Below are 1,078 nucleotides of genomic sequence, written 5' to 3'. Positions count from 1 at the left end.
TTTGCGGCAACACCGCCTGACTGAATCGCGGTCACGCCGCCTGGGGTTGAGCTGAGGGTCTCGCGAGTGTCAACCGACGCCGTGTCGGATGCAGCGGGCAGGCAAGCACCGTCGTATGCATAAGTGTGGCTCCACGGCGCCCCAACCGAACAAGCCGCGTCAGCGCATGCCCCAAGACTGGCGGCTCGCTGACCTGCAGAAACGTCCAGATGAGAGACCGCATCCGGCGGTCCTCGCTCGGGCGCAGTGTAGGTGGCCGCGCTCTCGTCGATTGACATGTCGTAGTGGGAGCTGGCAAAGGCCCCGGGGGCCAAAGCCAACGCCACCGATGTGGTCACGAGTAGCCCGAAGACCGTAGCGAGAAGCCCGGCCAATACAGCCAAGGGGCGACGCACTGTCAGGGCCATTGAGCGGTCACCGCGACGACCAGATCGTCAAAGTCGGGGTCACCTTGGCCGTCGCTGCAGTGAAGTACGGTTCGACCGGACGGCTCATCGTGCACCCTGATGGCAGCGTTCCCGAGCCAGGCTTGGGTGACGTCATGGCCGCCCCGCCACACGTTCCAGAGCTTGAGGGTGGTCCTCCCTCTTGGCTTGGTTCGGATCTCGATTTCGACGCGGGTAGGGGCGGTGTCCTGCCACAGGACGACGTCGTCCGACTCGGTGTCGTTCACCGTCATGGTTCCGCCACGCATCCTCAGTTGGATGCCCTGGACGGGCTGTTCCTTGGCCGAGATGAACTCGAGGGTGATGCTGCGGGGAATCTCCTCGAACTCATAGAGCCCGTGGATCGGTACCCCGCGCCACTCGATGATGTTGGACTGTTCCTCGGCAAAACGGTCAGACAGGTCAGGCATGTCAGTACCCCGGGTATCGGTGTGGGTCAACGGCTGCGTGGTCTTGTGGCCATCTCGGCATGACCTCGGTACCGCCGTGGCGGCGTGGGATGGGCTCGTGGCTCAACTCCATCGACTCCATGCCGCCCTTGTCGCGGTTGTAGCGCTGAGGCGCGCGCCCGCTCCTCATTCGCTCAAGGTTCGCGGCGCTCCAGTTGTCGATCTGGGGATTCGCGGCCTCGT

At 64.2% G+C, this 1,078-nt stretch carries 1 protein-coding gene; it reads right to left on the bottom strand.

Annotated elements, in window-relative coordinates; genetic code table 11:
* Window positions 1-397 precede the first annotated feature (397 nt).
* Window positions 398-856: a hypothetical protein gene (locus tag JKG67_RS18320; RefSeq protein WP_203338803.1), complete on the bottom strand. Its 459-nt coding sequence runs from the start codon at window positions 854-856 to the stop codon at window positions 398-400.
* Between the last annotated feature and the right edge of the window lie 222 nt (window positions 857-1,078).

The sequence above is a fragment of the Nocardioides limicola genome (assembly GCF_016827675.1).
GTDB lineage: Bacteria > Actinomycetota > Actinomycetes > Propionibacteriales > Nocardioidaceae > Nocardioides > Nocardioides limicola.
This window is presented reverse-complemented; position numbering and strand designations above follow the sequence as displayed.